Origin of the sequence: Bacteroides acidifaciens (assembly GCF_024623065.1) — a bacterium.
GTDB classification, from domain to species: domain Bacteria; phylum Bacteroidota; class Bacteroidia; order Bacteroidales; family Bacteroidaceae; genus Bacteroides; species Bacteroides acidifaciens.
The window spans coordinates 30,577-54,910 of sequence record NZ_JANJZR010000017.1 but is presented as its reverse complement, the minus strand read 5'-3'; the positions used below and the strand labels follow the sequence as shown (position 1 = coordinate 54,910).

Here is a 24,334-nt window from a genome sequence, read left to right as displayed (position 1 = left end):
GTTTCAGCTATAAGGTGAAACGGGTGGAACTTATGAATCAAAAGTTCATGTTATACTTATGCAAATCAGTAATTGAAAACAAAATTTCATTCATTCCAGTATAGTCATGAACAAAGTTCACCTTTGTGTCCTCCGTGTCCTCTGTGGTGAAAATGAAAAAAGAAGAGCGGTGAATGATTAGAAAACCTCCCGTTCACCCACCGCTCTTTATCTTATAATACTGATATAAGCTGAACTCCTAAAAACAAAAAGATTAGATTGAAAGCTCTTTCAATACAGTGACAAGATCTCTCTTGATCGGTTTGTCATTCTTGATAGCCTTGCTGAACGGTACGTAAACGATTTCATCATGTTCGATACCGATCATTACGTTACGTTGATCTTCCATAATAGCGTCGATAGCAGCAGCACCGAGGCGGCTTGCCAGGATACGGTCGTGGGCAGTCGGGCTACCGCCACGTTGCAAGTGACCTAAGATCGTCACACGTACATCGTATTGCGGGTATTCGTTTTTCACACGTTCGGCATAATGCATGGCTCCTCCGGTCAGTTCGCTTTCGGCTACCAATACAATACTACTGTTTTTTGATTTTCGGAATCCGTTTTTGATAAACTCTTCCAGTTGGTCGACTTCCGTACTGAATTCTGGAATAATAGCAGCTTCCGCTCCCGAAGCGATCGCTCCGTTCAGTGCAAGGAAACCGGCGTCACGTCCCATCACTTCAACAAAGAACAAACGCTCGTGTGAAGTGGCCGTGTCACGTATTTTATCCACAGCGTCCAATATCGTATTTAATGCAGTGTCATATCCGATGGTAGTGTCTGTACCGTAAAGGTCATTATCAATAGTTCCCGGCAGACCGATACACGGAATATCAAATTCCTGTGCAAAGATGCGTGCACCTGTCAGCGAACCGTCTCCACCAATGACAACCAAGGCATCAATGCCTTCTTTTTTCATATTATCATAAGCCAATTGGCGTCCTTCAGGAGTGGTGAACTCCTTGCAGCGGGCTGTTTTCAAGATAGTTCCACCCAGTTGGATGATATTACTCACATTCTGACTCCTGAATTCTTTGATTTCACCTGTCACCAAGCCTTTGTATCCTCTATATATACCTTTAACTTGTAGTCCGTTATAGATAGCCGCACGTGTCACTGCACGTATAGCTGCGTTCATTCCCGGAGCATCACCGCCGGAAGTCAAAATGCCGATACACTTTACTGTTCCCATAACACAATCTTTTCATTAATTAGTTTGATGTGGCAAATGTACAATAAAAAGTTGAAAGCAATGTTTATGAAGTTTTTTTTCGCATGGCGAAACCATTAAAAATGTTCAAATATCCGTTCTTTGCTTTCTTTTTATTCTTATCTGTTGCTTTTCATTTTTATCTATAACTTTGCTGTTATTCTTTATTTATAAGTGCCCGAATGTGGTTGTATATCTTTTCCATCAGCCATTTAGGAGTTGAAGTAGCTCCACATACACCAATCGACTGTACGTTTTGGAGTAAAGAAACGTCTATTTCCCTTTCGTTGTCTATCAAATGTGAATTAGGATTCACTTTCAGACACTCTTCAAACAGCATCTTTCCGTTCGAGCTTTTTTTTCCGCTCACGAAAAATATCAAATCATGTGTAGCTGCAAACTCCCTGAGCTTGGGCATGCGGTTGGCAACTTGGCGGCAAATCGTGTCGTAATACTCGAAAGTCGCGTCCTGTGAGATATGTTTTTTGATATATCCTACAATTTCCTGAAATTCGTCGAGCGACTTGGTTGTCTGCGAGAAAAGCCGGATGTTCTTGCTTAAGTCCAGTTTCTTCGCTTCCTCGGCTTTTTCGATGACAATCGCTTTTCCGTCTGTCTGTCCCACCAGTCCCAACACTTCTGCGTGACCGGTTTTGCCGTATATGACAATTTGCTTTTCTTGCTTCCCATCTTGCAGGAATTCCTGCTTGATACGCTTCTGCAAACGCAGCACTACCGGGCAGGTAGCATCTATTATCTCTATATTATTTTCGCGGGCAATCATGTAAGTTTCCGGTGGTTCTCCGTGTGCCCTGAGCAGAACCTTGACATTCCGCAACTGCTTGAACTCTTCGCGGTTGATGGTAATCAATCCCATCGTTTTCAGCCTGTCCACTTCCCGGCTATTGTGTACTATATCTCCAAGACAATAAAGCGTTTCTCCTTTTGCCAACTCTTCTTCCGCTTTGTGAATGGCAGTCACTACTCCAAAACAGAAACCTGAATCCTCATCTATCTCTACTTTAATCATATAGAAAACTACTTATATATTGAATAGTATCACTTATACTATAAAAATATCACTTGTATTATAAGGGTATCACTCGTATTATAAAGAATATGTCTCAAGCAATGAAGAAAGACTATTTGCTGACCTTATTAAAATTCTCGAACAACCATTCTTTCTGCTGCTCGATTGTCAAATTCGTATTGTCCAGTAAGATAGCATCTTCGGCTTTGCGCAGTGGGCTTACTTCCCGGTTTTGGTCAATGTAATCCCGTTGCTTCACGTTCTTCAATATTTCGTCGAAACTGGCTTCTTGTCCTTTCGCTTTCAGTTCGTCATAACGGCGCTGTGCACGGATTTCCGGTGTGGCAGTTACGAATATTTTCAATTCTGCATCCGGGAAAACGGTAGTCCCGATGTCTCTGCCGTCCATTACTATTCCCTTTTCTTTTCCCATCGCCTGCTGTTGGGCTACCATTGCTTCGCGTACAAAGTCGAGCGCGCTGATAGGGCTGACTTTGGACGAAACTTCCATCGTGCGGATTTTGCTTTCCACATTCACATCGTTGAGGTAGGTGTCCGGGCGTCCCGTTTCCGGATCCAAACGGAAAGAAATATGAATGTTCTTGATTTCATTTCTCAGTTTTCCCACGTCGATGACGTCACCGTCGAAAATTCCGTTCTCTATACTATATAAAGTGACCGCGCGATACATGGCTCCGCTGTCAATGTAAATGTACCCCACTTCACGGGCAAGATCCTTGGCCATAGTGCTTTTTCCGCAAGAGGAAAAACCGTCGACTGCTATTACTATCTTTTTCATATTCAGTTCATCTAATTTGTCCGCCAAAGATACGTTTATTTTGAAAACAGACCGAACGATCGGTATAAAAAAGAGTGAAGTAACTACGAAAGAATTAAAAAAGTTAAAAAGCCGGATAAAAAGACAGGAAGAGACGGATGGTTAACTGAAAATGTACTATATTTGCCCAAAGACACATAGGAAGACACTTTTTTTTATTAATCATTATATTAATTATTTTTATGGAAGTTAAAAAATCACCCAAAGCAGACCTGGAAGGCAAGAAGTCTACATGGTTGCTCGTTGGTTACGTGGTAGTGCTAGCTTTCATGTTCGTGGCGTTCGAATGGACCCAGCGTGACGTGAAGATTGATACAAGCCAGGCTGTAGCTGATGTCGTGTTTGAAGAGGAAATTATTCCTATTACCGAAACCCCTGAACAAGCAGCTCCACCACCACCCGAAGCCCCGAAAGTGGCCGAATTGTTGGAGATTGTCGATGATAAAGCCGAGATTGATGAAACAACAACCATTATCAATGAAGATAATGCCGCTCCTGTAGAGGTAAAATACGTGCCGGTACAGGTTGTTGAAGAAGAGCCGGAAGAACAAACCATTTTTGAAGTTGTAGAAAACATGCCGGAGTTCCAGGGCGGACAGGCAGCTTTGATGCAGTATCTGGCTAAGAATATCAAATATCCTACTATCGCACAGGAAAACGGAACTCAAGGACGTGTTATCGTACAGTTCGTTGTTAACAAAGACGGTAGTATTGTAGATGCAAAAGTTGTACGTAGTGTTGACCCGTATCTGGACAAAGAAGCTCTCCGTGTGATAAACACCATGCCGAAGTGGAAACCAGGTATGCAGCGTGGTAAACCGGTACGTGTTAAATTTACAGTTCCTGTGATGTTCAGACTGCAGTAATTTGTAACTCAATAATTAAAGAGGCTGCTTACGGCAGCCTCTTTTTTCATTCATTAATATTTTCATCCATCATGTTCACAGCTTCTCAACTACTTGATAAAATAAACAATCATATTTCTGAAATACAGTTTACTCGGACACCGAAAGGGCTCTATGAACCAATTGAATACATTCTTTCTTTAGGGGGGAAGCGGATACGTCCTGTATTAATGTTGATGGCGTATAACTTGTATCGTGAGGATGTAGCATCTGTCTACGATCCTGCCATAGCTATCGAAGTTTATCACAACCACACATTGCTGCATGATGATTTGATGGACCGTTCGGATATGCGCAGGGGGAAGCCCACCGTACACAAGGTCTGGAACGATAACACTGCCGTGCTTTCAGGAGATGCTATGCTGATTTTGGCGATTCGCTACATGACAGCTTGTCCGACGGAGCATTTGAAAGAAGTGATGGAACTGTTCAACCTGACTACACTTGAAATTTGTGAAGGACAGCAACTGGATATGGAATTTGAATCCCGCTGTGATGTCACCGAGGATGAATATATCGAAATGATTCGCCTGAAAACAGCTGTGTTGCTGGCAGGTAGTCTCAAAATTGGTGCTATTCTGGCAGGAGCGACTGCCGAAGATGCCGACAACCTGTATAATTTCGGAATGCATATAGGAGTCGCATTCCAGTTGCAAGATGATTTGTTGGACGTTTATGGTGATTCGGAAGTGTTCGGTAAGAAAATAGGCGGCGATATTCTTTGTAACAAAAAAACATATATGCTTATCAAGGCACTGGATCGTGCGGACGAAAAGCAAAGAGAAGAACTGGACCGTTGGCTGAATGCTGAAACCTGTCAGCCTGCTGAGAAAATAGCGGCAGTGACGGAACTGTATAATCAACTGAATATTCGTAATGTCTGCGAAAACAAGATGCGCGAATATTATACACTTGCCATGGAAAGCCTTTCGGCGGTAGCTGTGCCAGAGGACAGAAAAAAAGAACTGAAAAACTTGGTAAAATTACTGATGTATCGTGAAGTGTAACTAAGTTCTTGAAATATGCCATACAGACGATTACCAAATACAGACCAGGCAAGGGTGCGGGCGTTGAAAACAGCGGTCGAAAAAGGAGAACTGTATAATGTACGCGACTTGGCAATTACACTAAAGACTTTGTTTGAAGCACGCAATTTCCTGCAAAGATTCGAAGCGGCGCAAATTTATTATACGCAATGCTATGATAACCAGTCGCGAGCGAGCCGAAAACATCAGTCGAATGTGAAAACCGCCCGGCTGTATATCTCTCATTTTATCCAAGTGCTCAATCTGGCTGTGCTTCGCGATGAAATAAAAGTAGCACATAAAGATTTATACGGTCTGCCCGATACGAACACTGTGCCGGATTTGCTGAGCGAAGCGGCGTTGGTGGAGTGGGGAAAGAGAATCATTGATGGTGAGCAACGGCGGATGTCCCAAGGTGGCATACCTATTTATAATCCTACTATTGCCCGTGTGAAAGTGCATTATGATATCTTTCTTGACAGTTACGAACGCCAGAAGAATTATCAGGCACTGACGAGTCGGAGTCTTGACGAACTGGCTTCCATGCGCGATCGTGCCGACGAATTGATATTGGATATTTGGAATCAGGTTGAAGCTAACTATCAGGACGTTACTCCCAATGAAGCTCGACTGGAAAAATGCCGTGATTACGGTTTGATATATTATTACCGTTCCAGTGAAAAAGTAAAAGAAGAAAACAAAATATCATGCTTGTAGATACTCACTCTCATCTTTTTTTAGAAGAATTTTCGGAAGATTTGCCACAAGTGATGGAGCGTGCACGCAAAGTCGGCGTTTCGTCTATCTTTATGCCGAATATAGATAGTACGACAATTGAACCGATGCTGTCTGTATGTGCTGATTATCCGGGTTTTTGCTATCCGATGGTCGGATTGCATCCCACCTCGGTCAATGAAACATATGAACAGGAATTGGCAGTTGTGCAGGAGCAGTTGGCTGGCTTCAATCAGTATGTCGCTATCGGTGAAATTGGCCTTGACCTTTATTGGGACAAGACCTTCTTGAAGGAACAACTGCTGGTCTTTGAAAAGCAGATTGAATGGGCGCTCGAATATCGGTTGCCGATTGTCATTCATTCAAGAGATGCTTTTGAGTATATATATAAGGTAATGGAACCCTATAAACATACTTCGCTCACCGGTATTTTTCATAGTTTCACCGGTACGCCTGAAGAAGCTTCAAAGTTGCTGGAATTTGAAGGATTCATGCTAGGCATTAATGGAGTAGTCACCTTTAAAAAATCAACTCTGCCGGAGACATTGCTGACAGTTCCTTTGGAACGTATCGTGCTCGAAACAGACTCTCCGTATTTAACTCCGGTTCCGAACCGTGGCAAGCGGAATGAAAGCGCGAATGTGAAGGACACTCTCGCAAAAGTGGCGGAAATTTATCGGATGCCCTCTGAATACGTGTCTCAGGTCACTTCGGAAAATGCACTAAAAGTGTTTGGAATCCGCAAATAAGGTTCGAAAGGTTTTAAATTATATTAATTTGCAGTATTTATTCAAGATAAAAAAGAGATAATGCTTCAAGAAAAGAAAAAAAAGGATACATTTGTAGCTGAAAATGCGGAAAACTTATAAGGAGAGATGCTCGAGTGGTTGAAGAGGCACGCCTGGAAAGCGTGTATACGCCTAAAGCGTATCCGGGGTTCGAATCCCCGTCTCTCCGCAGAATTGAAAACGGAACGAGAAGTAATAACAATAATAATCAATTAATTAATCTTAAAAATTAGACACACAATGAAAAAGTTATTCGCAATTGTTGCTGTGATTGGTGCCTTTACATTTGGCTCTATTCAACTTGCTCAGGCTCAAGATGCTCCTGCAGCAGAACAAACTGAACAACAAGCTGTTGCTCCTGCTGCTGAGACTACCGCTGTTGCTCCTGTTGCAGAAGAAGGTGGTATTCACAAAGAACTGAAAGTTAAATTCATTGAAGGTACTGCATCTTTCATGAGTTTGGTAGCTGTCGCTTTGGTGATCGGTTTGGCTTTCTGTATTGAACGTATCATCTATTTGAGTTTGGCTGAAATCAACACAAAGAAATTTATGGCATCTATCGAAGCTGCTTTGGAAAAAGGTGATGTTGAAGCTGCTAAAGACATTGCTCGTAACACGAGAGGTCCGGTTGCTTCTATCTACTACCAAGGTCTGATGAGAATTGACCAGGGTATTGACGTTGTTGAAAAGTCAGTTGTATCCTACGGTGGTGTACAGGCAGGTTACCTTGAAAAAGGATGTTCTTGGATCACACTGTTTATCGCAATGGCTCCGTCACTCGGATTCTTGGGTACTGTAATTGGTATGGTGCAAGCGTTCGACAAAATCCAACAGGTAGGTGATATCTCTCCGACGGTTGTTGCTGGTGGTATGAAAGTTGCCTTGATTACAACTATCTTCGGTTTGATCGTTGCTTTGATCCTTCAAGTGTTCTACAACTACGTACTTGCTAAGATTGAAGCTCTTACAAGCGAAATGGAAGATTCTTCTATCTCTCTGCTTGACATGGTAATCAAATATGATCTGAAATACAAAAAATAATTCGAAATGAGTAAGTTAACATATAGAATATCGTATTATGCTTTGTATGCGATGTTTGCTGTCATCCTCATTGTGCTGGGACTTTTCTATCTCGGTGGTGATGCTCAGGGTGCGGATGTTGTTGTAGGAGTAGATCCTGAAATGTGGCAACCGGCACATACCAATACTTTGCTGATTCTTATTTATGTATTGTTTGGTTTGGCTGTTGCTGCTACTGTTATTGCTGCTGTATTCCAATTTGGCGCAGCTTTGAAAGATAGTCCGGCAAATGCAATTAAGTCTTTACTTGGTTTGGTGCTTTTGGTTGTTGTTTTAGTCGTAGCTTGGTCTATGGGTGACGGTACACCGATGCAAATTCCGGGTTATAGCGGTACGGACAACGTTCCTTTCTGGCTGAAACTGACTGATATGTTCCTTTATTCTATTTACATCTTGTTGTTTGTGACAATTGTTGCAATCATCGCAAGTGGTATAAAGAAAAAATTATCGTAATCAATTGGGGAGACTCAATTAAATAAGTAATAACAATGGCAAAAGGAAAAAGAAAAGTTCCTGATATTAACTCAAGTTCTACGGCAGATATCGCTTTCTTGTTGCTGATCTTCTTCTTGATTACGACATCAATGGATACGGACCGTGGTTTGGCAAGACTTTTGCCACCGCCACCCGAAGATCAAGACCAACAGAATACGGATAAGATCAAAGAACGTAACGTCTTGCAGGTTTATCTGAATAAGGATGATGCTTTGATGTGCGGTAATGATTATATCGGCGTTGATCAGTTGAGAGATAAGGCTAAAGAATTTATTGCTAACGTTAATAACGCAGAGAACATGCCTGAAAAGACACAGAAAAATGTGGAGTTTTTCGGTACATATCTGGTTAACGACAAGCATGTAATTTCTTTGCAGAATGACCGTGGATCTTCTTATCAGGCATACATCAGTGTGCAGAACGAACTCGTTGCTGCATATAATGAATTGAGAGACGAGATAGCTCAGGAAAAATGGCAAAGACCCTATGCGGATTTGAGTGATGAACAGCAGAAAGCTATTCGTGAAATCTTCCCGCAGAGAATTTCTGAGGCAGAACCTAAAAAATACGGAGAAAAAAAGAAGTAAGTAATGGGAAAATTTAATAAGACTGGTAAACGTGAAATGCCGGCATTGAATACTTCTTCGTTGCCTGACCTTATCTTTACTTTGTTGTTCTTCTTTATGATTGTAACAACAATGCGTGAGGTAACATTAAAGGTGCAGTTTACACTTCCGCAAGGTACTGAACTCGAAAAACTGGAGAAGAAATCACTGGTGACATTCATTTATGTAGGTGAACCTACTCAGGAATATCGCGCGAAAATGGGTACTGAAAGTCGTATTCAGCTCAACGACAGCTACGCTGAAGTTGGCGAGGTACAAGACTTTATCTTCCAGGAACGTGCTAGTATGAATGAGGGTGACGCAGCAAAAATGACTGTGTCTCTGAAAGTAGACCAAAAGACTAAGATGGGTATTATTACTGACGTAAAAAATGCTCTTAGAAAATCTTACGCTTTGAAGATTAACTACTCTGCTACTAAACGTGGTGAAAAATAATTAGTTAATTCAACTATATGAAAGAAAGGGCTTCCAAAATCATTTGGAAGCCCTTTCTTTATTTGGTTAATCTTTTATTTGTAATCTTCATTTTATCAGTCTTCTATTCTTTGGTTAAGTTGTAGGATTGTGATTGTATATAGCCATTTTATGTGATTACTGATGTGCTTACCTTTTTATTCTTTTACCCCGTAAACGACTGTATGAAGTTTATGTTTTATTTCTTCATAATCTTTTTCAGGATCAAGATTGTCATGTACCATTAAGTACATAGGCAGGAAGTTATCTCCCGGCTTATAAGGCGGCTGATAATAGTCTTTCTCCCACAAGACAAAACCTTGGCGCTGGTAGAATCCGATGCGGCGTTTTGCCATGTCTTCTATTGGGCGTTCAACTTCGAGAACAATGGGCTGTTTCAAGTAGTTGCATAGGTATTCGAGAGTACGTTTCCCGTATCCGCAATTTCGTAGGGCGGGATTAGTGGCGAAATGCTCTACATAGTAGAAACTGTCGAAGTCCCAGTAGGTGATAAAGCCGATAGGCAGGTCATCATCAAAGATGATGTTGTTGTGAAAGTTGCCCACGCGGTCGGTGTATTCGCGCAGTTGGTTCAACTCGCGGTATTCTTCTGGTGGAAATGCATCTATAAGCAGTTCTTCCATAAACTTGTAATGTTGGAAATCCGATGTGTTAATCGGTTGAAGTCTAATCATGCGGTTGAGGGTTAAGTTTATACTAAATATAATCTAATCATTGAGGAATATAAAATTCGATTACCCGGCGGATGGCGCGTTGGCAAACCGGACAAAATTCAGGGTATCCGTTTGTTTTCATACGGCAATCATAGGCGGGGCGATAAATACCTTTGGCAGAATAACCAGCCCCTTCATAGACACCTACCGGATATTTTTTCTTTTCAGCAATAGGAGTGGGTGTTGGCGTGTCGGAAGGGAGTATGTTCTCCCATTTGGAAGTAAAGTCCACTCGCGTTGAGATGTTCTGTTCCCACGGTTCAATATCCAGCGGATAAGTATCTGTCATTGTATCGTCCTCATAGAAATATTCGTCAGCCAATCCGGCGAAGCTGTGTCCGAATTCGTGGACTACTACCGGTTTGAACATCGGATGATGGGCGGTAGTCAGCGTATAGGAGTTGTAGATTCCACCGCCACCATATACGTCGGTATTGGCAAGAATAATAATATGCTCGTAAGGAATACCCGCCAAGGCGTTATGGATGGCTTTCACCCGACTTGTAGTCAGATAACGTTCCGAGTAGAAAGTATCGAAATGTGAGTGGACGGCTGTTTGTTTCCACTGGTTCTCGCGGGGGACACTGACACCGCTGTCCGTAGACGGACTGGCGACGGCAACGATATTGAACTTATCCTTCATGGAACGGAATGGTTCGTGTGAGAACAAGCTTTCACAGGCTATTTGCGCATCCTGGTAAAATAAATCCATTTCCTTTTCAGTGTACCCTTCGGCAAGGATAGCGACATCGATACAATCTTTCTCATTACCGTTTTGGAGCATATAACGGTGTGGAGTGGCATGTGACACGCCACGTTTATGAATCAGAATATCATCAGGGTGGACAATATGCTTGTAGTTCGCTATAACTTCTCTACGTGGAGAATAGAGAGCCACTTCCACTTCAACCGGTTGTTTGGGGAATGGGAGAAGAAATGTGTTCTCGAATCCCTTTGCTGTTCCTTTAGCTTCGTCCGTGGTCAGCCACTCTTGAAATAGGGAAGAGAAGGAAGTCTTATAAATACACTGTTTGGTAGCGAGGTCTTTTACGATGATTTGTCCGTTGCCTTCCAGCGGAAGTTCGGACAAATGATGCTGGCGACCCGCCCAGGAAGGGAACTGTGACAGTTCGTCCAGATAGATAGCCTGTTGCTTGGAATCTCCGGTAAAGATATAGTCCACTCGCAATGTTTTGTTTTGAAAATAGTCGGCAAAGTTCTGTGCATGAACTTCTACGACAATGAAGAAGAATAGAACGATACAGCAAATTTGTTTCATATAAATGGTATATTTATGTTTTTTACAAAGATACAAACTATTATTGATTTGTCTGCTTCCTACAAATAAAAGTAATAGATCATAGTATTTGTTGCCGGAAAATCGCTAACTTTGCACAAAAGATTCACTGACAAAGACAATTTGATTTAAAAACATGGGACATCATCAATTAGATACTTTAGATGAGCAAATACTGAAGCTGATAGCAGGTAACGCCCGCATTCCTTTTCTGGAAGTGGCAAGAGCTTGCAATGTTTCCGGTGCTGCTATTCATCAGCGTATTCAGAAACTGACTAACTTGGGAATACTTAAAGGCTCGGAATATGTTATTGACCCCGAAAAAGTAGGATACGAAACTTGTGCTTATATTGGCATATACCTAAAAGACCCCGAATCTTTTGATTCGGTGACAAAAGCATTGGAAGCTATCCCGGAAGTGGTGGAATGTCATTTCACTACCGGAAAATATGATATGTTTATCAAGATTTACGCCAAGAATAACCATCACTTGCTGAGTATCATTCACGATAAGTTGCAGCCATTGGGCTTGGCGCGTACGGAAACGCTAATCTCCTTCCACGAAGCCATTAAGCGGCAAATGCCTATAATGGTCGACGTAGAAGACGAAGATTAATCAATATTCGGGGCAGACGGAAAGAGAAAACAGGCAAACTATCTCACATAGTCTGCAAATTATTTTTCACGTAGTCTATAATTGTTTTTTCACGTAGTCCACGAAAGCATAGGAGCAGAGATGTTTCTCATCCGCAGGATGAGTTTCTCTGCTTTTTTCTTGCCATATCTCCGGAGAGACTTCCGGAAAATAGACATCGGCTTCCGGAGCAGTGCTGTCTATCTCAGTCAGGCAGAGTTCGTCTGCAAAAGGGAGCGCTTGACGATAAATGCTTGCACCGCCGATGATATATACATGTTCATCTTCCCGGCAGCTTTGCAGGGCAGCTTCGAGTGAAGGAAAAACTTCTGTGCCGGGACATTCGGTTGCCGGATTCGAGGATAATACCACGTTTCTGCGATTAGGCAACGCGCCTTTCGGAAGAGATTCGAAAGTTTTACGTCCCATTATAATCGTATTTCCGGTAGTCAGCGACTTGAAACGCTTCAAGTCGTTGGGTAACCAAAAAAGAAGTTTATTCTGAAAGCCTATTGCCATACGTTGGTCTACGGCGGCGATGATTGATATTTTACTCATAGGGTTATACAGCTACTACTCCGGCAATATGCGGATGAGGGTCGTAATTAACTAATTCGAAATCCTCGAATTTGAAGTCGAAGATGTTTTTCACATCCGGGTTGATTTTCATTTGCGGCAACGGGCGGGGGGCACGTGACAGTTGCAGTTTTACCTGTTCCAGATGGTTTAGATAGATGTGCGCATCACCGAAAGTATGTACAAAGTCGCCGGCTTTCAATCCTGTCACTTGCGCCATCATTTGCAATAATAATGCGTAAGAAGCGATGTTGAAAGGCACACCGAGGAAAATGTCCGCACTGCGTTGGTAAAGTTGCAGGCTCAACCGTCCGTTCGCTACATAAAACTGGAAGAACGCATGGCAGGGTGGAAGATTCATATTGTTCAGATCGGCCACGTTCCAGGCACTTACGATAATACGGCGTGAATCCGGGTTATGCTTGAGTGTTTCCACCACTTCACTGATTTGGTCGATGAATCCGCCATTGTAGTCAGGCCATGAACGCCACTGGTAACCGTAGATGTGTCCCAAGTTACCATTCTCGTCCGCCCATTCGTTCCAGATACGTACTCCATGTTCTTGCAGATATTTTACGTTGGTGTCCCCCTGCAGGAACCAAAGCAGCTCGTATATGATTGATTTCAGATGCAGTTTCTTTGTTGTCAGACAAGGGAAACCATCTTCGAGGTTAAAACGCATTTGATGACCGAAAACGCTGATGGTTCCCGTTCCGGTGCGGTCACTTTTTTTCGTGCCTTCGGTAAGTACACGATTAAGCAAATCCAGGTATTGTTTCATAATGAATAAATTACATAATCTGTGGTGAAAATCATTCTCCGTACAAAATTACAAAAATGGGGTGAATAAATTCGCAAACCAGCCGACGAACTTTTTCCAAGGCGAACGCTTTTTCCAAAATTCGGGTGTCAGTTGGGTACAGTGTTCGATGTCGTTGTGAAACATTGTATTCAGTTCGGCAGTCGTTTTCTTGTCGAAGATGAAAGCATTCGTCTCATAATCGTATCGCAGGCTTCGGCTGTTCAAGTTGGCAGTACCGACCGTGCAGAACAGGTCATCCACCATCATAATTTTCGAATGATGGAATCCACCGTTGTACATATAGACGGTGGCTCCTCTTTTCATCAGTTTATGAAGTTTGTAAAGCGCAGCATCCGGCGTAAACGGAATGTCGGATGCGGAAGAAACCATGATTGTCACATCTACTCCCCGGTCGATGGAGTGGTTCAACGCTTTCTTGATGGAAGAAGTCGGCACGAAATAAGGGTTGACGATGTGCACGTTCTTCTGTGCCGAATAGATGCTCATTGCATACGCATGACTCAGCATACGACTATTTTTCTTCGGAGTACGGTCGACGATGGCAGCCACGATATTGGTACTGTCTGTCTGTCCCTCATGTTGCGGCAAATAGGCTTCCCCACCTATATTCTGTTTAGTCTCCTTATTCCAAATCGTGAGGAAGATTTCTTGCAAGTCATTGACCGCATCCCCCTCGATGCGCATATGCATATCCCGCCACGTTCCGATTTTGGGTAAGCCGTTGATGTAGTAATCGGCGATATTCATCCCCCCTGTATAAGCCACTTTTCCGTCGATAACGGCAATTTTCCGGTGGTCGCGGTGGGCGGCATGGTTGATGTAAGGGAAGGCAAATGGGTCGAACTTGACAATCTCGATACCCCTTTCGCGTATTTTCTTGAGATGCCTCTTTTTGAGCGGTTTATTGTTCGACCAGTTGCCGAAAGCATCAAACATAGCCCGTACTTCGACACCTTCCTTCACTTTCTCTGCCAACAAATCGAATAAGGCATTGGCTATGGAGTCGTTTCGAAAGTTGAAATATTCCAAATGTACATGGTGTTTGGCTTCGCGTATGGTTTCAAATAAATCGATAAATTTTTCCCGTCCGCTTTTCAGCAGTTTCACTTTATTGTTATCGGAGATCGGAATTCCTGATTCTTTCAGGAAATTCAGTACAAGAGAATCACTTGTTAATCTGATTGAGTCTCCGGATTGTGTCATCAAACTGTCGATAACATCCGCTTGGGCGCGCACAAAAGACAGGAACAGAAATAAAATAAATATATGTAGTTTCAAAACTCTTCTCTCTATTTTAGTTTACATGACAACAAAGATACAACATCTAAGTTTTGGGCTGCCCGGAAGAAAGAGTAAATTTACCATTGTTTAACAGACCGGCCGGCTAATGAAGAACTAATGAAGACTTCTTAGTCTGAAGAATAAAAAAAGCCCGGAGATATACAGAAGTTCTCCGGGCTTGTAATTATATATCCTTCCGATAGGCGCTTACGCCCAAGAAGCTACTTTCCGTGTTGCCATGAATAGCAGAACAACCGTAGCGATAATTATTGATTTCGGGTCAAGGCTTGTGATACCATGGTTAACCATATCGATGAACACTTCCCTTATCGTTCTCCAAGCAGCTTCGAAACCGTCCAGCCAAAAGAAAAGCACCACTGCCACCGCCATCACGAAAGCACTCCAGATACGCGCCAGCCGATGGCTGCGGTCGGGCAGGTGGCGCATGACACGGCGACTGAATCCATTGTCCGCTATTTCCTGCTTGTTTTCCGCAAAGAAATCCCGCAAGAGCTTATCATTGTCTACTTCTGTCATAACCGTTTTGTTTTAAATACATTGCTAATTTATCTTTCCCACGCGACAGATGGCTTTTCACCGTTCCTGCCGGTATTCCTACTATACCCGCAATCTTGTCGATACTTACATCTTCCATGTAGAACAACGTGATGCAGGTTCTTTCCACTTCTTTGAGCGTTTTGAGTGACTGGTAGACGTCCATTTTCTGACCTACATTCTCCTGTTCGGTACTGTTGATGGCGTCTATTTCTCTTGTATCCAACTCAGCCGTCTCTTTCCGGCTGCGAATATAATCATAAAAAACATTATAAGCAATACGGTACAGCCACGTAGAGAAACTGGATAAGTTTCGGAAAGAGGCGATGTTCGTGTATGCCTTGATAAATGTATCTTGTGCCAGGTCGTCACTCAATTCGCTGTCGCCGCAAGTCAGGTTCAGGAAAAAGCGCCGGACAGGCGACTGGTATTTTCCCACCAACTGGTCGAAGGCCTTGGTGTTTTTGAACACCACGACCTGTGCGACTAGCGATATATCGTTGAGTTGACTCATCTTTCTTCCTCGTTCTTGTCTTTGTTAGGCTCATTCTGTTGCTGCTTGTAACCTATAATCCATTGTCCGATGCCCATAAAAGCCACTAGCAAGCCGATGGTACCAATACCAAACTTGTTCGTGATAGCCCAAAGGAAGATGAAAAGCCCTATGCCGGTAAATGTATTTTTTATACCTAGTGAGCGTTGGTCGACGACGGGTCTGTTTTCGCGGATAAAGTCCGCGGGTAACGGCTGCCCGGCGGCAAGTGCCTGTTCGGCAAGGCGGTAGCGTGCCTTCCGGTTTTTGTAGCGGAAGAAGAATATGACAAACAGAATAAACACCGGCAGCCCGAATACGGCAACTATGGCGACAATAGCTACTAAAATACCACCATCGATAGTATTTTCAATTTTGTTGAATGGAAAATCGTCGCTATCCGTATCTATGCTAAAACAGGTGCTACCATGACTGACACTATTTGAATCATCATCTATCTCGGCCGAATCAGCATCCGCAGTATCCACGCCAATCACTGTCACGGCAGTATTGTTCGTATTCGCTTTGCTGCCTTTCTTTACACTAATTTTTACGTTTCCAACGGAGTCATGTTTGATAGTCGTATTATTTTGGGCGATGGCCAATGTGCAAGTGGTCAGTATGGCCATCAAAGCAAGTAGAAAATTTTTCATATAAATAGTTTTTTAATTTGTTTCTTTGTTTGTTAGACGTAGTTAATATCCAAGAAAGTTGCAAAGAGACGAAATATTTTTGATATTTGCGCAAATTATTAGACGAAAATGGATTTACCCGCTTCTTTTACAGTTTACACCCGCTCTTTATTGGGTGACGAAGAATACGACAAACTGGCTGTTGCTATCCAGCAGGAACCGCCTGTCAGCATAAGGTTGAATAAGTTGAGAGTGGACTCTCCGCTTCTCCCGGTTCCTTGGGCATCCGATGGCTTTTATCTTGATGAGCGTCTTACTTTTACGTTCGATCCGTTGTTCCATGCGGGGGGCTATTATGTTCAGGAAGCCTCTTCCATGTTTGTAGAGCAGGTGCTCCGGCAATACGTTACAGAGCCGGTGGTGATGCTAGACCTTTGCGCTGCCCCCGGTGGGAAATCGACTCATGCCCGTAGCGTGCTTCCTGAGGGAAGTCTGCTGGTTGCTAATGAAGTCATCCGAAACCGTTCGCAGGTTTTGGCGGAGAACTTGACAAAGTGGGGACATCCGGATGTAGTCGTCACGAATAATGCCCCTGCTGACTTTTCGTCCTTGCTGTCTTTCTTTGACGTGATTCTGACCGATGTGCCCTGTTCCGGTGAAGGAATGTTCCGCAAAGACCCGGTGGCTGTTGAAGAGTGGAGTCCGGAGAATGTGGAAATATGCTGGCAACGGCAGCGGAGAATTATCGCAGATATTTGGCCTAGCTTGAAGCCGGGCGGAATCCTTATATATAGTACGTGTACCTATAATACAAAAGAAGATGAAGAAAACGTCCATTGGATTCAGCAGGAATTCGGAGCCGAACCGTTGGCTTTGGAAATCCGGGAAGACTGGAATATTACAGGCAATCTTCTATATAAAGGGTCTGATGATTCTAAAGCAGTTGGAAATTCCGAACAAAAAGCTCCTGTCTACCATTTCTTTCCGCACAAAACCAAAGGTGAAGGCTTCTTTCTCGCCGTCCTTCGCAAACCGGAGACAGAAGAAGATACCATGCCCGCTTTTTCTTCTTCAAAAAGCAAGGCAGCAAAGAGAAAGGATAAGAAAGGTGGGGCAACCCCTTCACTTGTCTCTAAAGAGCATCTGAATATAGCTAAGAATTGGCTGAATGAAGAGAAACTCCCCGGATATATAGTATCGGTAGAGGGAACAAAGATTCAAGTCTTTCCGCAGCAATATGTTGACGAATTGGCAGCTATGAAGCAAAGCTTGAAAATCGTATCGGCGGGAGTTGGCATAGGAGAGGTGAAAGGGAAAGATTTAATTCCCGGCCACGCTTTGGCGATGAGTTCCGTGCTATTGCGGCAGGGAGTTTTTGCGACCGAAGATATAACCTACGAACAAGCGATTGCCTATTTACGGAAAGAGGCTATTGCCTTGCCGGCAACAGCCCCTCGCGGTTATATTTTACTTACTTACCGGAATATTCCTCTCGGTTTCGTAAAGAATATCGGTAAGCGTGCAAATAATCTTTATCCACAGGAGTGGCGTATCCGCAGCGGATATTTGCCGGATGAGATAAAGACATTATAGCTTACTTTTGTAAATCCGTGCCATCGCCTTTTGGTACTGATTTTCCAGTTGTAGAAAATTCAGGTGGCTTTGATAAATCACGGATACTTCGACAAAATATTCAATCATGCTGATTTGTCCGCCCGTCAACGCCTGTTTCAGCAATGCCAAGTCCTGTTGTGACTGGAACGTCTTGCTGTATTCTTCCATCGAAGCATGCAGCGTTTGAGCTTCCCGATAAAGTTGTGCCAGTTCAGACTCTATCTGCAATGTGGCATTATCCTTTTGCAAGTCAATATTCAGCGCTTGTGCTTTGGCAATCTTTACCTTATTCCGGTTTTCGAAAATCGGGAAAGAAAAGCCGACCACTACACCGTTGAACGGTACTCCCGTCTCCGTATTCCGCCGATATCCCAACTCCAGTTTCGGCAGCCACTGAGACTTGTTGACAGCAATCTGTTTGCGGGCAACCAGACTCTCGTTGCCAAGTGCCATTAACGTGCGGTCTGCGGACATCACCTCAGATTTCAAAATCTGATAATCAGAGGGAAAAGGTACAGCCACGTACTGGTTCTCCTCGAAAACCACCGGAATATTTCCGTTCAATGTATTCAGTTCCTGCAACTTATTGCGGAGTGCCGTCTCGTTCAGAGACGCTTCTGTTTTCACGTTCAGCAGTTCCAGGTTAATCTTGTTCGTCTCAAGCGCATTAGCGTCTCCCGTTTGCAGACGTTTGGCGTACATCTTGGCAAGCTCTTCCGCGTTACGCAGACGCTCTTCCAAGATATTTTTCTGCTGACGAAGCATGATAATGTCCAGGCAGATTTCTTTCGCCTGCAATAATTTCTCTTGGCGGAAAACATCAGCCTGACTGTCATAAGCTCCTGCCTTCAACCGATTCAGCTTATTGCGCGTTGCATACAAACTGGGGAAATCGAAACTTTGTGAAACAACCAACTCACCAATCGTTTCACTCTTATCTTTCGCACCCCAAAGATGCGCGTAAGAAAGTGTGGGGTCGGGCAAGTTATTGTCCGTTCGTGACTCCAATTTTTGCGAAGTAATAAGTTGGGCGTTCGCCTGCAATTCCTTATTATTCGTTTCTATATTTTTTAATACCTGCTCTATGCTGCTCTGGGCCTGCACACCGCCCGTTGGGGCAAAGAGTGCAGTGGCAGTCAAAGAACCTATGATAATAATTCGTTTCATACTTTTTCTGTTATTTGTTGCTAAGTACGTATTACATTTTACTGATGCTTACCCCTCAGACGGCAACGTGCCGGAAGTAACCCTTGCTCCAGCACTACGCTGGTGCCGGTGCATTATCAGGTAAACAATCGGGACGATGAAACCGTTCAGGAACGTAGATGTTAAGAGTCCGCCCAAGATAACTTTAGCCATCGGACTTTGAATCTCATTTCCGGGCAAGTCGCCACCCAGTGCAAGTGGAATCAGTGCCAGGGCAGAAGACAATGCAGTCATCAGAATCGGGTTCAGACGGTCGAGAGAGCCTTGTAGCACACTGTCGTAGACATTCAGTCCTTCCTCCTTTTGCAGATGGTTGTAGTGGCTGATAAGCAACATACCGTTTCGGGTCGCAATACCGAACAGAGAGATAAAGCCGATGATAGCCGGAATACTCACCTCTCCCGTAGTGACGACCAGTGCAAATACACCGCCAATCAGTGCAAGCGGCAGGTTCAACAAGATGACGCCGGACTCCTTCACACTGCGGAATTCATGGTAAAGCAGCAGGAAGATGATGACGATACTGATAAATGAAGTCAGCGCCAATGTCCGGCTAGCCGCCTGTTCACTTTCAAACTGTCCGCCATATTTGATATGATACCCTTCAGGAAGTTGCACCGACGTGTCGATACGTTTCTGGATGTCGTTCACCACACTACGCAAGTCGCGGTCGGCAACGTTGGCTGAAATCACGATTTTGCGTTTCACGTTTTCGCGGTTGATGGTATTCGGCCCCATGGACGAAACCACTTCCGCCACATAGTCCAGAGGAACCTTGCGGCCATCGTTGGTGTCCACCATCAGATTGCGGATTTTCTCCATCTCGTCCCGTGCGTCGTCCTTCACCTTTACAATAAGGTCAAAACTCTTTCCTTGCTCATAAACCTGCGAGATAACCTTTCCTGCGAGAGCCACGTTGACATACTCCGAAAATTCCGGCAAAGTAATTCCGAACTTCGCCAACATTTCCCGTTTCGGCTGAATCTTCAATTGCGGGCGTTCTATTTGCTGCTCCACGTTGAGGTCGGCAATGCCCGGAATGTCTCCGATAGCTTCTTTTATCTGATTGCCGAGCGAGAACATCTTGTTCAGGTCGTCACCGAACAGTTTGATAGCAATGTTCGCCTTTGTACCGGACAACATAGCGTCAATACGGTGACTGATAGGCTGGCCGATTTCTATATTCGCGCCGGTGATTGTCCCCAACTTCTCGCGAACCTCGGCAACAAGCTCGCTGCGCGGACGGTCTTTCAGTTCAAAAGGTGCCTCGATTTCCGACACGTTCACGCCGAGCGCATGCTCGTCCAGTTCGGCACGCCCCGTTTTGCGGGCCACTGTCTGTATTTCGGGAATCGTTAGCAACAGTTCCTCGGCACGATGCCCCATTTTATTGCTCTCTTCCAGCGAAATACCCGGCAGCGAACTGATATTGATAGTGAAAGACCCCTCATTGAAAGACGGCAAGAAACTGCGCCCGAGTGTGAAGAACACACCGAGAGTGACAACAAACAGTCCGATAGTACTACCCAAAGTCACCCGTTTGTGCGCCAGTACCCATGTGAGCGCTTTTCCGTAAATCCCTTTCATCCAACGGGCTATGAAAGACTCTTTCAGCTCCTTGTTCGTCTTGTTGCTGCCCAGTAGATATGAGCAAAGCACCGGAGTCAGCGTGAGCGCGACTACCGTCGAAGCAAACAGCGCCACGATAAACGCGATGCCCAGCGGAACCAGCATACGTCCTTCCATTCCACTCAGGAAGAACAACGGAACGAAGCTGACAACGATAATCAACGTCGAATTAAGAATAGGCATACGCACCTCTTTCGAAGCGTTGAACACCACTTCGAGCGTACTAAGCCGTCTGGCTTCCGGTTTCTGGCGGTTCTCCCGCAGCCGTTTATACACATTTTCCACATCAACAATCGCGTCGTCCACCAGCGAACCGATGGCAATCGCCATACCGCCGAGACTCATCGTATTGATGGTCAGCCCCATATAATGCAGCGTCAGAATAGAAACAAGCAGTGAGATAGGCAGTGTCACCAACGAAATCACCGTTGTGCGCACATTCGCGAGGAACAGGAAAAGAACGATAACCACAAAGATACCGCCTTCAAAAAGTGACTTCTTCACGTTGCCGATAGAACTTTCGATAAAACGGCTCTGACGGAAAATATCGGTGGATACTTTCACGTCCGCAGGCAAGTTCTTCCGAAGGTCTTTCAGCGAAGCTTCCAGTTTGTCCGTCAGTTCGAGCGTGCTTGTGGCAGGTTGTTTAGTGACAGTCATCAGTACGGCAGGTTTGCCGCGTTCGGAAGCTGTTCCCAGTTTCGGGACTTTCGGGCCGATTTTCACATCGGCAATGTCTTCCAGTGTCACGGGGAAAGTATTCACCGTTTTTACGACAGCCTTGCCGAGTTCCTCTGTCTTTGGCGTGGAAAGAACGCCACGCACAATATACTCATTTCCAAATTCGTAGAGCACGCCACCGTTAGCGTTGAGGTTCATATCCTGGGTGACAGCCATCACTTCGTCCATTGAGACACCGTAGTGGCGCATCCGTTCCGGGTCTAGCTGAATCTGGTATTCTTTGATGTCTCCGCCCAGTACCGCCACCTGCGCCACACCGCCGGTAGACAGCAAGCGAGGGCGAATCGTCCAGTCGGCAATCGTCCGAAGGTCGAGCATTGAGGTCGAGTCGGTAGTCAGGCCGACGATAAGCATTTCACCGAGAATCGAAGACTGAGGACCGAGAGTCGGCTTGCCGACATTGACTGGAAGCGATTCGCTGACCACCGCCAGTTTCTCGCTGACAATCTGACGGGCGAGGTAAATGTCTGTTCCCCAGTCAAATTCCACCCATACGACAGAAAAACCGTTGGTGGAAGAGGAGCGTACACGGCGTACACCGGTAGCACCGTTCACGGCTGTTTCGACTGGAAAGGTGACGAGCTGTTCCACTTCCTCAGCTGCCATGCCGTTGGCTTCGGTCATGATGACCACCGTAGGGGCGTTGAGGTCGGGAAACACGTCTACTTCCGTATTCATGGCGGTGTAAGTTCCAGCGATGAGCAGGAGAACGGCCGCGCAGAGCACAACCAGGCGGTTGTGCAGGGAGTAATGTATGATTTTATTAAGCACGTTATTTAGTGATTAATGGTTAATGATTAGTGATAAACTTATTTGGTGATTAATGGTTAGTGATTGATTTAGTTAATGATTGGCCGACTGATAGTCTTCGTTAATCACTAGCCCCTAATCCGTTGAATCAATGCTCGTGGCTGTGCGCAGGGATGGCGTTGCTTGCACTTGCCAGACGAATCTGATAAGCCCCCTCGGTCACGACACGGTCGCCCGCTTTAATTCCGGTGAGGATTTGCACGCTCTTGCCGTTGTCGGCGCCTAAAGTGACTTCCTGTTTCTTGTATCCTTCCTCGTCGAGTTGCAGATATACAAAGAACACTCCCTGCTCCTCGGTCAATGCCGTGCGGGGAAGGGAAAGCACATTATCCAGTTGCGAAGAAAGCAGATAAACCTCAACGAACGAGCCGGAGATGACATCGCCTTTATTGTCAAATTCAAAAGTCACGGGTACATAGAAAGAGTTGTCGCCCGATGTCTTTCCGAAAGAAAGAAGCCGTCCGTTCAGTGCACCCAACTCGTACACCTTATTATTATAAGGCGTCTGGAAATTGGCGGAACTGATTGTGTGGAGATACGGATAATACTTTTCCGACACTTCGGCACGAAGGAACAGGCGGCGGTTCTGCGTCACGCTGACTAGCGGTTGGCCGATGGTCACATAGTCCCCCTCTTTCACGAGGATACTCTTCACGTATCCGGCGATGGGTGCGGTAATATTCTGTCCGATTGCCGAATGATTCTTTGCGAGCGCTTCGTAGCTGATGCGGGCATTTTCGTAATTCTGCTCCGCCTGTGCAAAATCCTTGTCGGATACGATTTTGTTGGCTACAAGTGCTTTCATGCGTTCGTATTCTTTCTTTGAGACTTCGTAAGCGATGCGCGCACGTTGCACCGGGTCGCCGTCTGTGATGTTGTGCGAAGAAATGGTGAGCAACGGAGTGCCGCTTCCTACGCTCATGCCTTCCGTCACCTTTCCGCGGAAAGAGACAACCCCCGCTACTGTGGCTACGGCTACGGATTCATCGCCTTGTGCAGGCAATACCTGTCCGCTGGTTTTGATAACTTGCCGGAAAGGGGCAGGCTCTACGATGCTCACCTTTACTCCGGCAGCGTCAGCTTTCGCTTTCGGAAGAATAATTTCGTCGCTGTGGGCGTTGGCGGCTTCGTTGTGGTCGCCGTTACATTCTCCTTCGTGAGAGTGCCCGGCACCTTCCGCTTCGTGGTTGTGCCCTTTGTGGTCATGTCCATCGTGGTTGTGTGTGACGATACTATGGTCATGTCCTTCGTGGTCATGTCCTTGCGCATTTTTGTTAGTGCAGGAGCCCAAAGCGAACAAGCCCAGGATTCCCATCAAAAAAATCTTCTTCATAAGTGATATTTCCTACTAAGTTTTACTGTTTTTTTTGTACGTTACAAAGATAAAGTAACGCGGATGCAACAGATTTGCATTCACGTTTTTATGCAAAAACAGAGTAGGGGGGAGCACGAAGGGGGGTGGCACGGGGAGTGTCCGTACCATGCAGAGAGTCTCGATAGACGTAGTAGTTCTTGCCCCGTCTCTCTAGCGGTCGCAATAAATGTTCTATGATTACATCCGTGAACAGCGTAGCGATGAATACATAATCCGGGTCGCTATCCGTATGTACGGATGGCACAGGCGATTGGAAACGCGTCAGACACTCGTTGCTGCAACACGAATCGTTTGCCGGGTGGTGATGATGATGCATGGGGCATTGTTGCTCTACCGGCAAGTCCTGCTTCATGCAAATCATTCCGTCGGAGTGGTGGTGATGGGGGATAACGGCTGCCATCAACATGATAATGTTGATAAAAAACAACAGAGTTACTATAATTCGTTTCTTCCCCTTCATCCTTTCTTTTTAGAGAATTTGTTTTTTAGTGGTTCTTTTTCTTTTTTCCCGCAAGCGTTCCCGCAACTTAGTTGCCGAGACATAAACTACTTTTCCATCCTGCGTACCTTTGACTTAGGAGTTTTAATGTGCGCAAATATACAAATACTTTTATTTTCTTTTCTAGCCATCACCCTCTTTTTATTATTTATTAGGGTGTTATAAGTAT

At 44.7% G+C, this 24,334-nt stretch carries 25 protein-coding genes and 1 tRNA gene; 11 read left to right on the top strand and 15 right to left on the bottom strand.

Annotation, left to right across the window (positions count from 1 at the left end; genetic code table 11):
* Window positions 1-253: 253 nt before the first annotated feature.
* From pfkA to cmk, 3 genes are all read right to left on the bottom strand, one after another.
* The gene (gene pfkA / locus NSB03_RS07425) at window positions 254-1,234 is read right to left on the bottom strand and encodes a 6-phosphofructokinase (protein WP_121765338.1); all 981 of its coding nucleotides are present in this window, start codon (window positions 1,232-1,234) and stop codon (window positions 254-256) included.
* 175 nt (window positions 1,235-1,409) lie between these two features.
* Window positions 1,410-2,282, bottom strand: coding sequence for a 4-hydroxy-3-methylbut-2-enyl diphosphate reductase (locus NSB03_RS07420; RefSeq protein WP_024986668.1), 873 nt, complete (start codon window positions 2,280-2,282; stop codon window positions 1,410-1,412).
* Window positions 2,283-2,394: 112 nt separating this feature from the next.
* Window positions 2,395-3,081, bottom strand: a complete 687-nt coding sequence (gene cmk / locus NSB03_RS07415) for a (d)CMP kinase (RefSeq protein WP_024986669.1) — start codon at window positions 3,079-3,081, stop codon at window positions 2,395-2,397.
* 221 nt (window positions 3,082-3,302) lie between these two features.
* Here cmk and NSB03_RS07410 point away from each other — a divergent pair, with 221 nt between their 5' ends.
* From NSB03_RS07410 to NSB03_RS07370, 9 genes are all read left to right on the top strand, one after another.
* Entirely contained in the window at window positions 3,303-3,986 is a 684-nt protein-coding gene (locus NSB03_RS07410) for an energy transducer TonB (RefSeq protein ID WP_024986670.1), read from the top strand.
* A gap of 71 nt (window positions 3,987-4,057) precedes the next feature.
* Window positions 4,058-5,032, top strand: coding sequence for a polyprenyl synthetase family protein (locus NSB03_RS07405; RefSeq protein WP_257466305.1), 975 nt, complete (start codon window positions 4,058-4,060; stop codon window positions 5,030-5,032).
* A gap of 15 nt (window positions 5,033-5,047) precedes the next feature.
* Window positions 5,048-5,767: a hypothetical protein gene (locus tag NSB03_RS07400; RefSeq protein WP_024986671.1), complete on the top strand. Its 720-nt coding sequence runs from the start codon at window positions 5,048-5,050 to the stop codon at window positions 5,765-5,767.
* A complete protein-coding gene (locus NSB03_RS07395; RefSeq protein WP_024986672.1) occupies window positions 5,758-6,534 on the top strand; it encodes a TatD family hydrolase in 777 nt (258 codons plus the stop codon). Before NSB03_RS07400 ends, NSB03_RS07395 begins: the two co-directional genes overlap by 10 nt.
* A 120-nt stretch (window positions 6,535-6,654) precedes the next feature.
* Window positions 6,655-6,742 (top strand) — tRNA-Ser (locus NSB03_RS07390).
* Between the two features lie 71 nt (window positions 6,743-6,813).
* On the top strand, window positions 6,814-7,614 hold the full coding sequence (locus NSB03_RS07385) for a MotA/TolQ/ExbB proton channel family protein (protein WP_024986673.1): 801 nt from the start codon (window positions 6,814-6,816) through the stop codon (window positions 7,612-7,614).
* 6 nt (window positions 7,615-7,620) lie between these two features.
* Window positions 7,621-8,106, top strand: a complete 486-nt coding sequence (locus tag NSB03_RS07380) for a hypothetical protein (protein WP_024986674.1) — start codon at window positions 7,621-7,623, stop codon at window positions 8,104-8,106.
* A gap of 35 nt (window positions 8,107-8,141) precedes the next feature.
* Window positions 8,142-8,735, top strand: a complete 594-nt coding sequence (locus NSB03_RS07375) for an ExbD/TolR family protein (protein ID WP_024986675.1) — start codon at window positions 8,142-8,144, stop codon at window positions 8,733-8,735.
* A gap of 3 nt (window positions 8,736-8,738) precedes the next feature.
* Window positions 8,739-9,209: an ExbD/TolR family protein gene (locus tag NSB03_RS07370; protein ID WP_004315772.1), complete on the top strand. Its 471-nt coding sequence runs from the start codon at window positions 8,739-8,741 to the stop codon at window positions 9,207-9,209.
* A gap of 176 nt (window positions 9,210-9,385) precedes the next feature.
* Here the strand turns inward: NSB03_RS07370 and NSB03_RS07365 are convergent, their stop codons facing one another.
* Both NSB03_RS07365 and NSB03_RS07360 read right to left on the bottom strand, forming a co-directional pair.
* Window positions 9,386-9,922, bottom strand: a complete 537-nt coding sequence (locus NSB03_RS07365; RefSeq protein WP_024986676.1) for a GNAT family N-acetyltransferase — start codon at window positions 9,920-9,922, stop codon at window positions 9,386-9,388.
* Window positions 9,923-9,959: 37 nt separating this feature from the next.
* Complete coding sequence (locus NSB03_RS07360) at window positions 9,960-11,240, bottom strand: IgA Peptidase M64 (protein WP_024986677.1); 1,281 nt, start codon at window positions 11,238-11,240, stop codon at window positions 9,960-9,962.
* A 154-nt stretch (window positions 11,241-11,394) separates the two neighbouring features.
* Here NSB03_RS07360 and NSB03_RS07355 point away from each other — a divergent pair, with 154 nt between their 5' ends.
* The gene (locus NSB03_RS07355; RefSeq protein WP_024986678.1) at window positions 11,395-11,874 is read left to right on the top strand and encodes an Lrp/AsnC family transcriptional regulator; all 480 of its coding nucleotides are present in this window, start codon (window positions 11,395-11,397) and stop codon (window positions 11,872-11,874) included.
* A 75-nt stretch (window positions 11,875-11,949) separates the two neighbouring features.
* Here NSB03_RS07355 and NSB03_RS07350 read toward each other — a convergent pair whose 3' ends face one another.
* The 6 genes from NSB03_RS07350 to NSB03_RS07325 form a co-directional block, all read right to left on the bottom strand.
* Window positions 11,950-12,450 (bottom strand): dihydrofolate reductase, encoded by a 501-nt coding sequence (locus NSB03_RS07350; protein WP_024986679.1) that lies wholly within the window; start codon window positions 12,448-12,450, stop codon window positions 11,950-11,952.
* Between the two features lie 4 nt (window positions 12,451-12,454).
* Window positions 12,455-13,249, bottom strand: coding sequence for a thymidylate synthase (locus NSB03_RS07345; RefSeq protein ID WP_024986680.1), 795 nt, complete (start codon window positions 13,247-13,249; stop codon window positions 12,455-12,457).
* Window positions 13,250-13,297: 48 nt separating this feature from the next.
* Window positions 13,298-14,569: a cardiolipin synthase gene (gene cls / locus NSB03_RS07340; RefSeq protein WP_024986681.1), complete on the bottom strand. Its 1,272-nt coding sequence runs from the start codon at window positions 14,567-14,569 to the stop codon at window positions 13,298-13,300.
* 210 nt (window positions 14,570-14,779) lie between these two features.
* Entirely contained in the window at window positions 14,780-15,109 is a 330-nt protein-coding gene (locus NSB03_RS07335) for a DUF5056 domain-containing protein (RefSeq protein WP_024986682.1), read from the bottom strand.
* Window positions 15,090-15,641: an RNA polymerase sigma factor gene (locus NSB03_RS07330; RefSeq protein WP_024986683.1), complete on the bottom strand. Its 552-nt coding sequence runs from the start codon at window positions 15,639-15,641 to the stop codon at window positions 15,090-15,092. The genes NSB03_RS07335 and NSB03_RS07330 overlap by 20 nt, the downstream gene beginning before the upstream one ends.
* The gene (locus tag NSB03_RS07325) at window positions 15,638-16,312 is read right to left on the bottom strand and encodes a DUF6249 domain-containing protein (protein WP_024986684.1); all 675 of its coding nucleotides are present in this window, start codon (window positions 16,310-16,312) and stop codon (window positions 15,638-15,640) included. Before NSB03_RS07325 ends, NSB03_RS07330 begins: the two co-directional genes overlap by 4 nt.
* Window positions 16,313-16,420: 108 nt before the next feature.
* On the opposite strand from NSB03_RS07325, the gene NSB03_RS07320 reads away from it, so the two are divergent.
* Entirely contained in the window at window positions 16,421-17,884 is a 1,464-nt protein-coding gene (locus NSB03_RS07320; RefSeq protein ID WP_121765349.1) for a methyltransferase RsmF C-terminal domain-like protein, read from the top strand.
* Here the strand turns inward: NSB03_RS07320 and NSB03_RS07315 are convergent.
* The 4 genes from NSB03_RS07315 to NSB03_RS07300 form a co-directional block, all read right to left on the bottom strand.
* The gene (locus NSB03_RS07315) at window positions 17,879-19,072 is read right to left on the bottom strand and encodes a TolC family protein (RefSeq protein WP_024986685.1); all 1,194 of its coding nucleotides are present in this window, start codon (window positions 19,070-19,072) and stop codon (window positions 17,879-17,881) included. The two genes, NSB03_RS07320 and NSB03_RS07315, sit on opposite strands and share 6 nt — an antisense overlap.
* Window positions 19,073-19,120: 48 nt before the next feature.
* The gene (locus tag NSB03_RS07310; protein ID WP_257466304.1) at window positions 19,121-22,252 is read right to left on the bottom strand and encodes an efflux RND transporter permease subunit; all 3,132 of its coding nucleotides are present in this window, start codon (window positions 22,250-22,252) and stop codon (window positions 19,121-19,123) included.
* Between the two features lie 127 nt (window positions 22,253-22,379).
* Window positions 22,380-23,624 carry an efflux RND transporter periplasmic adaptor subunit gene (locus NSB03_RS07305; RefSeq protein ID WP_257466303.1) on the bottom strand — a complete coding sequence of 415 codons (1,245 nt, stop codon included), beginning with the start codon at window positions 23,622-23,624 and terminating at the stop codon, window positions 22,380-22,382.
* An 88-nt stretch (window positions 23,625-23,712) separates the two neighbouring features.
* Window positions 23,713-24,126: a DUF6769 family protein gene (locus NSB03_RS07300; RefSeq protein WP_128824266.1), complete on the bottom strand. Its 414-nt coding sequence runs from the start codon at window positions 24,124-24,126 to the stop codon at window positions 23,713-23,715.
* Between the last annotated feature and the right edge of the window lie 208 nt (window positions 24,127-24,334).